7 protein-coding genes are annotated in these 8958 nt (G+C 46.4%); 2 read left to right on the top strand and 5 right to left on the bottom strand.

Going from position 1 to position 8958, the window contains the following annotated elements:
* The first annotated feature begins 295 nt into the window (after window positions 1-295).
* The gene (locus ACTHY5_RS09975) at window positions 296-1114 is read left to right on the top strand and encodes an IclR family transcriptional regulator (protein WP_441879224.1); all 819 of its coding nucleotides are present in this window, start codon (window positions 296-298) and stop codon (window positions 1112-1114) included.
* A 183-nt stretch (window positions 1115-1297) separates the two neighbouring features.
* On the opposite strand, the gene ACTHY5_RS09970 is transcribed toward ACTHY5_RS09975, so the two are convergent.
* From ACTHY5_RS09970 to gcl, 5 genes are all read right to left on the bottom strand, one after another.
* Window positions 1298-2539, bottom strand: a complete 1242-nt coding sequence (locus ACTHY5_RS09970) for a saccharopine dehydrogenase family protein (protein ID WP_441879222.1) — start codon at window positions 2537-2539, stop codon at window positions 1298-1300.
* A 50-nt stretch (window positions 2540-2589) separates the two neighbouring features.
* Complete coding sequence (locus tag ACTHY5_RS09965; protein WP_441879220.1) at window positions 2590-3693, bottom strand: carboxynorspermidine decarboxylase; 1104 nt, start codon at window positions 3691-3693, stop codon at window positions 2590-2592.
* A gap of 498 nt (window positions 3694-4191) precedes the next feature.
* Window positions 4192-5079, bottom strand: a complete 888-nt coding sequence (locus tag ACTHY5_RS09960; protein WP_441879218.1) for a 2-hydroxy-3-oxopropionate reductase — start codon at window positions 5077-5079, stop codon at window positions 4192-4194.
* Window positions 5080-5185: 106 nt separating this feature from the next.
* The gene (gene hyi / locus ACTHY5_RS09955; RefSeq protein WP_441879216.1) at window positions 5186-5971 is read right to left on the bottom strand and encodes a hydroxypyruvate isomerase; all 786 of its coding nucleotides are present in this window, start codon (window positions 5969-5971) and stop codon (window positions 5186-5188) included.
* Between the two features lie 69 nt (window positions 5972-6040).
* Window positions 6041-7819 carry a glyoxylate carboligase gene (gcl, locus tag ACTHY5_RS09950; RefSeq protein WP_441879214.1) on the bottom strand — a complete coding sequence of 593 codons (1779 nt, stop codon included), beginning with the start codon at window positions 7817-7819 and terminating at the stop codon, window positions 6041-6043.
* 503 nt (window positions 7820-8322) lie between these two features.
* Here gcl and ACTHY5_RS09945 point away from each other — a divergent pair.
* On the top strand, window positions 8323-8805 hold the full coding sequence (locus ACTHY5_RS09945) for an FKBP-type peptidyl-prolyl cis-trans isomerase (RefSeq protein WP_441879212.1): 483 nt from the start codon (window positions 8323-8325) through the stop codon (window positions 8803-8805).
* The last annotated feature ends 153 nt before the right edge of the window (window positions 8806-8958 follow it).

Genomic DNA, 8958 nt, shown 5'->3' with positions numbered 1-8958 from the left:
TAAGAGCCAAACACCCAACTATTAGTAGGGGAGCCCTTACCATTACAGTATTTGAGTCGTTGTCACTTTTCGCTCTTACCTTTTTCCGCGTCTTCCGTGGCAAAAATAGTCCTTAATTCACCATTCACCATTCACCATTCAACATTCAACATCCACCAATTGTCCTTAATCCAGCAGAGCGCGTCTTTATGTTGAACTTGGTGTCTGGTGATCGACGTGGCTTCTCATCACAAACAGGACTTAGGGGGCAAATACCCATACAATAGGCTTAAGTCTCTGTAGATCATGGAACCTCATGACCAAAGAAGTAACACCTAAAAAAAACAAAGCCACTAAACCCGCAGGCACGACTCAAGTGCAATCGCTGTCTCGTGCCTTATTGGTGCTAGAACAACTGGCTACCTCTGATATGGGGATGTCATTGACAGAAGTGGCCAGTAGCTTAGGGCTTGCTCCTTCTACTACCCATCGCTTATTAAACAGCTTACGTAGTCACCATTTTGTTGACGTGGATGACACCCAAGGCTTGTGGAGCATTGGCGTAAATGCTTTTGCGGTAGGTAATGCCTATCTAAAAAAACGTGATGTTATCGCCCAGTCTCGCCCCTTTATGAAGCGTTTAGTCGCTGATACGGGCGAAACCTCTAATTTAGCAATTTTAGAGCAAGATAGAGTCGTCTATGTCGGCCAGGTAGAATCTCCACAAACCATGCGCATGGTGGTGTCATTAGGCAGCAGCTCACCGCTGCATGCCTCAGGAGTTGGTAAGGCATTGCTCTCTGTGGTGCCGGTCAAAGAGGCCATGTCACTTATCAAGCAGACTGAGATGGTCGCCTTCACCGAACATACCATCACCAATGCTGAACAGTTTGCGAGTGAGTTGCAGCATATTAAGCAACAAGGCTACTCATTAGACGACGAAGAGCAATTTGAGGGCCTGCGTTGTATTGCGGCCAATATCTATAATGAATACAGTGAAGCGGTTGCTGTTATCTCTATTTCTGGCCCTGCAGTGCGAGTAAAACGCGAGCGTTTAGCACACTTAAGCCAGCTAGTGATGGATGCCGCCCAAGAAGTAACCGAAGCCATAGGTGGTAAAACACCGCAAGGGTAGCGGTAAGCTTGAAGCTGAGAGCGGGAAGAAAAGCCTCAAGCCGTGAGGCGCCTTATTTTCATAAGGGTATTCGACCGCTGCGAGACGTTTTGCTGCGCAAAACCGGCCTCTACAAAGCCCATAAAAAAGGCCAGTCCGTGGGACTGGCCTTTTGCTGTTTGTTGCTGAATTTAAAAGCTAAGCTTAAAAACTCAGTGGGCGATCGCCTTGTTCGTCTTTAATGCGTGTAGGCAGCCCCATATCATTTAGTAAGTTAATGAAGGGGCGGTGCGGCAGCTCTTCAACGTTGACCATGCGGGATACATCCCACTCACCGGTCGCAATTAAGATAGCAGCTGCTACCGGCGGAACGCCTGCAGTATAGGAAATTCCTTGGCTGCCTACCTCTTGATAAGCCTGTTCGTGGTCGCTGACGTTATAGATAAAAATTTCTTGGTCTTTACCGTCTTTTTGGCCCTTAACCAGATCACCAATACAGGTTTTGCCTGTGTAATTAGGTGCCAGTGAAGCAGGGTCTGGCAAAATAGCCTTCACTACTTTGAGCGGTACCACCTCTAAGCCTTCTGCTGTGGTCACGGGTTGTTCAGACAATAACCCTAGGCTATTGAGCACATTAAACACATTAATGTAGTGCTCGCCAAACCCCATCCAAAAACGTACGTTGGGCACGTCTAGGTGGTGAGATAAAGAATGGATTTCGTCGTGGCCTGTCATATAGCTAGTTTGCATGCCGACTACCGGCAAGTCATCGGTGCGCTTTACTTCGAACATTTTGTTCTTTACCCAAGCATTATTCTGCCAAGACCAGACGCGACCAGTAAATTCACGAAAGTTAATCTCTGGATCAAAGTTGGTGGCAAAATAATGACCGTGGTTACCCGCGTTAATATCAATAATATCTATGGATTCAACGCTATCGAAGTAGCCTTCTTTTACTGCGGCAGCGGCATAGGTGTTCACCATGCCGGGATCAAACCCTACCCCTAAAATAGCGGTAATACCGTTATCGGCACACAGCTGTTTACGCTGCCACTCGTAGTTGGCGTACCAAGGTGGGTTTTCGCAGATTTTATCAGGATCTTCGTGAATGGCGGTATCCATATAAGCCGCACCGGTTTCGATGCATGCTTGTAATACCGACATATTAATGAAAGGCGAACCGACATTGATCACCATTTGCGACTGTGTTTTGCTAATTAACGCCTTGGTTGCTGCAATATCCAATGCATCCAATGCGTGAGCTTGCAAGTCGCCGGCCGTTTTTAAGCTGCCCTTTTCTCGTACGCTGTCGATTATTTGCTGGCACTTCTCGAGCGTGCGTGAGGCGATGTGGATGTTACCCAGAACATCGTTATATTGCGCACATTTATGAGCAACAACTTGGGCAACACCACCGGCACCAATAATCAGAACATTTCTTTTCATCTTTTTCCTAACCGCCTTCTTAAAAGGCTTTGTTATAGTTAATTCATGCCTCAAGAGAGGCTGTTCACAAAGTCGCTGAAACCGAACTCCTTAACCTGCTCAATTGTTCCGTCGAGCTGGCGTATCGCGATGGCGGGCATATTGACGCCATTAAACCAGTTTTTCTTCACCATGGTGTAACCGGCTGCATCGATAAACGACAACCGATCACCTACTTTAAGGGGGTGCTCAAAGTTAAACTCACCAAAAATATCGCCAGCTAAACAAGACTTACCACACACCATATACTGGTGAGCGCCGTGCTCCGGTGCCATTTTTGCAGTCTCGCGATAAATCAGCAGATCTAGCATATGCGCTTCAATAGAGCTGTCGACTATGGCCAGCTGCTTACCATTATAAAGCGTATCTAGCACTGTCACTTCTAATGAGGTGGTCTCGGTAATAGCGGCTTCACCTGGTTCAAGATAAACTTGTACGGCGTAACGTTCGCTAAATTGCTTTAAACGGGCGCAAAAATGCTCTAACGGATAGTCTTCACCAGTAAAGTGAATGCCACCGCCTAAACTAACCCAGTTAATGTTAGGCTGGCTTAATAAGTGACCAAACTTATCTTCTATACCTCTTAACATCTCATCAAATAGCGCAAAGTCATTATTTTCACAGTTATTGTGGATCATAAAGCCGGAGATCTGCAGGATAACATCGCTGACTTTGTCGGTATCCGACTCACCTAGGCGACTAAAAGGCCGTGAAGGATCGGCAATTAAAAAGGCCGAGCTAGACACGCCCGGGTTTAAGCGTAAACCGCGTACATGATGAGCAGACGCATCGGTAAAGCGAGTGAGCTGACCAATAGAATTGAAAATAATTTTATCGCTGTGGGCCAACACTTCTGCAATTTCGTCATCAGAGTAAGCCACGCTATAAGCATGGGTTTCACCGGCAAATTTCAGTTTGCCAAGCTTAACTTCGTTGAGTGAAGATGAGGTAGTGCCATCCATATATTGACTCATTAGGTCAAACACCGACCAGGTGGCAAAGCATTTTAGAGCCAGCAAAGCCTTGGCACCTGAGTGCTCGCGCACATAGGCAATCTTTTCCATATTGCGTAACAGTGCGGCTTTATCGATAAGATAATAGGGTGTTTTAATCACTGAAGTGACACCTGATTGATGCAGCTTTACCACTTGGCCAAAGCGCTAGAAATTTGAAGCGCACGATTATAGTGGAAAGCACCCTGTGCATCGAGCAATAAAGAATAAAGAGGGCATGCTAGGGCCAAATAATTCAGTGTTGCAGAAACTCATTACTAAAGTGTGGACGGCAAAGTACGTTTCGCTACGCAAAACCGGCCGACTAAAGATGGCCTCTACAAGAGCGGTGTTTGTGTTTAGCGGGCAGCGGAGGGCGTTGGCTTTGAGATAGTTAAAGAAGATAAAGCAGAGGGGGGGAATCGTGAAGGGTTTCAGCTCATTTTTTAGCTGACAGCTTAAAGCTGAGCGCTGACGGCTATGTCTTCAAAGGTAGGGCAGTACAATTGATAAGTTAGATCTAACACAAAGCCCCCTGAGTGAAAGTTCGTACTTATCTTTGTCTGCCCTAATTTTTTAATTGCCCGCCATTATTTGCTAATCAGCGGGCAAACAGCATTATCACTCACCACGAATGTTGTGGTTAGCTAGGTGCTCAAGTGCTTTGATCATACCTGAGTGGTCCCAACCAGCACCGTCTAGCGCGTTACAAGTGTTGAACAACTCTTGTGCACCCGCAGTGTTAGGCAGAGAAACACCTAATTCGCGAGCACCAGTCAGTGCCAAGTTCAGATCTTTCTGGTGTAAAGCAATACGGAAACCTGGGTCAAAAGTACCCTTAACCATACGCTCACCGTGCACTTCTAAAATCTTAGAAGAAGCGAAACCACCCATCAGTGCTTCACGCACCTTGGCAGGATCGGCACCGGCTTTAGAAGCAAATACCAATGCTTCAGCAACGGCTTCAATGTTTAGTGCAACAATGATTTGGTTTGCAACTTTAGTTGTTTGACCGTCACCGTTACCACCAACTAGAGTGATGTTCTTACCCATGATTTCGAACAATGGGTTGATCTTGTCAAATACTGACTGCTCGCCACCAACCATAATGGTTAGTGCTGCGTTAATTGCACCTACTTCGCCACCAGATACTGGTGCGTCTAAGTAGTCTGCGCCTGTTTCGTTAACGCGCTTAGCAATCGCTTTGGTAGCAATTGGCGAGATAGAAGACATATCTACTACGATTTTGCCAGCAGACAGACCTTCGGCTACGCCGTTGTCACCAAACAGTACGTCTTCAACCTGTGGGGTGTCTGGTACCATAGTGATGATAACGTCAGCTGCTTCTGCAACCGCTTTAGGAGTGGCTAGTGCAATCCCTTTATCGCCAACTAGGTCAGCTGGAGCCTTGTTGAAGTGCTCAGAGAAATACAGAGTGTAACCTGCTTTTTGCAAGTTAGCTGCCATGGGCTTACCCATGATACCGGTACCGATAAAACCTATTTTCATCGTATGTTCCTTTTTTAGCTTGTGGGGACAGCAGGCTCAGCACAATATTGTGCTGCTCCTGCGACCTTTAAGATATATCAACACTGCTGAGCAGCATCGTCCGGATTTAGTTCAGGCCTGAGTAGTTCTTCAGCCAAGTCAAACCTGCTTCTGTGGTGGTGGCTGGCTTATATTCGCAACCAATCCAACCATCAAAGCCAACTTCGTCCAAGTACTTGAACAAGAACTCGTAGTTGATTTCGCCTGTGCCTGGCTCGTTACGACCTGGGTTATCAGCCAACTGTACGTGGTTGATGTTGCCTAGGTTGTTTTTAATGGTGCGAGCCAAATCGCCTTCCATAATCTGCATGTGATAAATATCATATTGCAGATACAAGTTAGCGCTACCTACTTTTTCGCGGATAGACTGAGCTTGAGCTGTGTTGTTCAAGAAGAAGCCAGGAATATCGATAGTGTTAATCGCTTCCATTACCAGCTTGATGCCAGCAGCTTCTAATTTATCAACAGCAAACTTAAGGTTAGCAATAAACGTGGCTTCAGCTTCGCCATAAGATACGCCTGCAGGCTGAATGCCGGCCAAACAGTTTACTTGGCTGTTACCTAATACTTTGGCGTATTCGATAGCCTGATCAACACCGGCTTTAAACTCTTCAACCCGATCTGGATGGCAAGCAATGCCGCGCTCGCCGCCTGCCCAGTCACCGGCCGGCAGGTTAAACAACACCTGGGTCAGGCCGTTGGCATCTAGTTTGGCTTTAATGTCTTGTGCAGTTTCAGCGTAAGGGAATAAATACTCAACACCCTTAAAGCCAGCCTTTGCAGCAGCTTCAAAGCGGTCCATAAAGTCCACTTCGGTAAACAGCATAGACAAGTTGGCAGCTAATTTTGGCATAACAATGTCCTTCTTTGATTGGGGGCAAAAGTAAGCCCAGCCTAATGGCTGGGCTTTAGCGTTTCGGTATTAATCGAGCATTGAAATAATAGCAGTAGGCGCATCTTTGCCTTTTTCTGCTAGTTCTTCAAACTCGTTAACACCGTCAATTTCAACGCCCATAGAGACGTTGGTTACACGCTCAAGAATTACTTCAACAACCACTGGTACAGAGAATTCAGCCATCAGCTTCTTGGCTTGTTCCAGTGCAGGAGCAATTTCTTCTGGCTTGAATACGCGGATTGCTTTACAACCCAGGCCTTCAACCACTTTAACGTGGTCCACACCGTACTCGCCTAGCTCAGGAGAGTTGATGTTTTCGAATGACAACTGAACACAGAAGTCCATGTCGAAGCCACGCTGTGCCTGACGGATCAGACCTAAGTAAGAGTTGTTAACTACAACGTGGATATACGGCAGTTTAAACTGTGCGCCAACAGCCAATTCTTCAATCATGAACTGGAAGTCGTAGTCACCAGACAGGGCAACAACGTTGCGATCTTTATCTGCAGCAACCACACCCAGTGCAGCAGGGATAGTCCATCCCAGAGGGCCAGCCTGACCTGCGTTGATCCAGTTACGTGCTTTGTACACGTGTAAGAACTGGGCTGCAGCAATTTGTGACAAGCCAATGGTAGATACGTAAGTAGTATCGCGACCAAAGACTTTGTTCATTTCTTGGTAAACACGCTGTGGTTTAATCGGCGTGTTGTCGAAGTTAGTCTTACGCTGCATGGTGCGCTTGCGCTCTTGACACTCAGCAACCCAAGCGCTGTGATCTGTCAGCTTGCCTGCGGCTTTCCATTCTTTAGCTACTTCGATGAACAGTGCTAAAGCAGCGCCTGCGTCAGATACGATACCCAAGTCTGGGCCAAATACGCGACCAATTTGAGTTGGTTCAATGTCTACGTGAACAAACTTACGGCCTTTAGTGAACACGTCAAGAGAACCAGTTTGGCGGTTTGCCCAACGGTTACCTACACCCAATACAAAGTCAGATGCCAGCATGCTAGCGTTACCGTAGCGATGTGACGTTTGCAAACCACACATACCTGCCATCAGGTCGTGATCGTCAGGGATAGTACCCCAACCCATCAGCGTCGGAATAACTGGAACGCCTACTAATTCAGCAAATTCAACCAGCTCTTTATCAGCGTCGGCGTTAATAATACCACCACCAGCAACCAATAACGGCTTGTCTGACTCATTTAACATGGTCAGTGCTTTTTCAATTTGTACGCGGTTAGCAGCAGGCTTGTAAGCTGTCATTGGCTGGTAAGCTTCTGCGTCAAACTCAACTTCTGCCATTTGTACGTCGAACGGCAAGTCAAGTAATACAGGACCTGGACGATCTGAACGCATAATGTGGAATGCTTTTTGGAAAGCACCAATCAACTGAGCAGGCTCTAGCACGGTTGAAGCCCACTTGGTTACTGGCTTAGCGATAGACTCGATGTCTACAGCTTGGAAGTCTTCTTTGTGCATGCGAGCACGCGGTGCTTGACCGGTGATGCACAAAATTGGAATCGAGTCAGCCATTGCTGAATATAAACCCGTGATCATATCGGTACCGGCAGGGCCAGAAGTACCAATACAAACACCAATGTTGCCAGGGTTGGCACGGGTGTAGCCTTCGGCCATGTGTGACGCGCCTTCAACGTGGCGAGCCAATACGTGCTCGATAGAACCCAAACCGCGCAATGCGGAGTAGAAAGGGTTAATAGCGGCGCCGGGAACGCCAAAGGCTTTTGTTACACCTTCCAGCTCAAGGATTTTGGCAACTGCCTCGATTGCTTTCATTTTAGCCATAATCGGTATCCATTCATCTGAGGTGCTCTCGGCACCATTTGTTGTTAATCCATAAGTAATGGTTACTGGTTCCACTGAGTGAGGGTGGTTAATAACCAGAAACCCGTAGCGTGATCATACAAAAAAAACTGTGACGATCAACCTGTTTTTGGAAATCATTTTTACAATGTGGAAACTGTAAAAGATAAAACGGGCTAATCTGTTTGTTCTATATCATCTTTTTTTAGGGTGACAACAGTACTCTAGGCAAGACTGGCTAAAGCGATTTATTCAACATTAGCAACCTAGATAGTGTGACCTGACGCACACATGATAACAACAATATGACTAAATAAACATTAAAGAGCGTTTTGATCACATTTTTTTACATTTCTTCGTCATATCAAGTCGTTCAATGGGGCGTATTTATACCTATTTATGGCATTAACCGTGAAGTCGTGAACCCCGCCTGACCATCTGTTACTATTTCTTTCTACTTTATTGACCTAATAATGGGATTTTTAATGCAAGTTGCAGACAATACTGTGGTGCAGTTTAACTACACCTTAAAAAATGAAGATGGCGATACTCTAGACACCAACGTAGACAATGCACCTCTAGCTTATCTGCATGGCCACAACGGTATGTTAGAAGGCATTGAAAAAGCGATGACCGGTAAAGAAGCAGGCGAGACCTTTAGCATTACTCTCACACCAGAAGAAGGTTACGGTGAGCGAAAAGAAGATATGATCCAACGGGTACCGGTGAAGCACTTGCACGGTGCTAAAAAGTGGAAAGCCGGCATGATGGCCACGGTTCACACCGAGCAAGGTGAGCGCCAAGTGGTATTAGCCAAAGTGGGTAAGTTTATGGCTGACGTCGATATGAACCACCCATTAGCGGGTTTGACGCTCAACTTTGATTTAGAAGTGGTGAGCGTGCGTGAAGCGACAGAAGAAGAATTAAGCCACGGCCATGCCCACGGCGAAGGCGGACACCAGCACTAAACATAGCCTTAAGCGGTAAGCTGGAAGCTGTCAGAAAAAGATTTAATAAAAGCCGAGCTGATGCTCGGCTTTTAGTATTAATGCCTTTTAATTACCCTAATCCCTAATCCCTAATCCCTAATCCCTAATCCCTAATCCCTAATCCCTAATCCC

The organism is Oceanisphaera sp. (genome assembly GCF_052084945.1).
GTDB lineage: Bacteria > Pseudomonadota > Gammaproteobacteria > Enterobacterales > Aeromonadaceae > Oceanimonas.
The sequence above is the reverse complement of the archived record's forward strand: the minus strand, read 5'-3'. Positions and strand labels throughout refer to the sequence as shown.

Coding starts and splice junctions, on each gene's coding strand:
- ACTHY5_RS09960 (WP_441879218.1), bottom strand. CDS start 5,079: ATGAAAATAGGTTTTATCGGTACCGGTATCATGGGTAAGCCCATGGCA.
- hyi (WP_441879216.1), bottom strand. CDS start 5,971: ATGCCAAAATTAGCTGCCAACTTGTCTATGCTGTTTACCGAAGTGGAC.
- ACTHY5_RS09975 (WP_441879224.1), top strand. CDS start 296: ATGACCAAAGAAGTAACACCTAAAAAAAACAAAGCCACTAAACCCGCA.
- gcl (WP_441879214.1), bottom strand. CDS start 7,819: ATGGCTAAAATGAAAGCAATCGAGGCAGTTGCCAAAATCCTTGAGCTG.
- ACTHY5_RS09970 (WP_441879222.1), bottom strand. CDS start 2,539: ATGAAAAGAAATGTTCTGATTATTGGTGCCGGTGGTGTTGCCCAAGTT.
- ACTHY5_RS09945 (WP_441879212.1), top strand. CDS start 8,323: ATGCAAGTTGCAGACAATACTGTGGTGCAGTTTAACTACACCTTAAAA.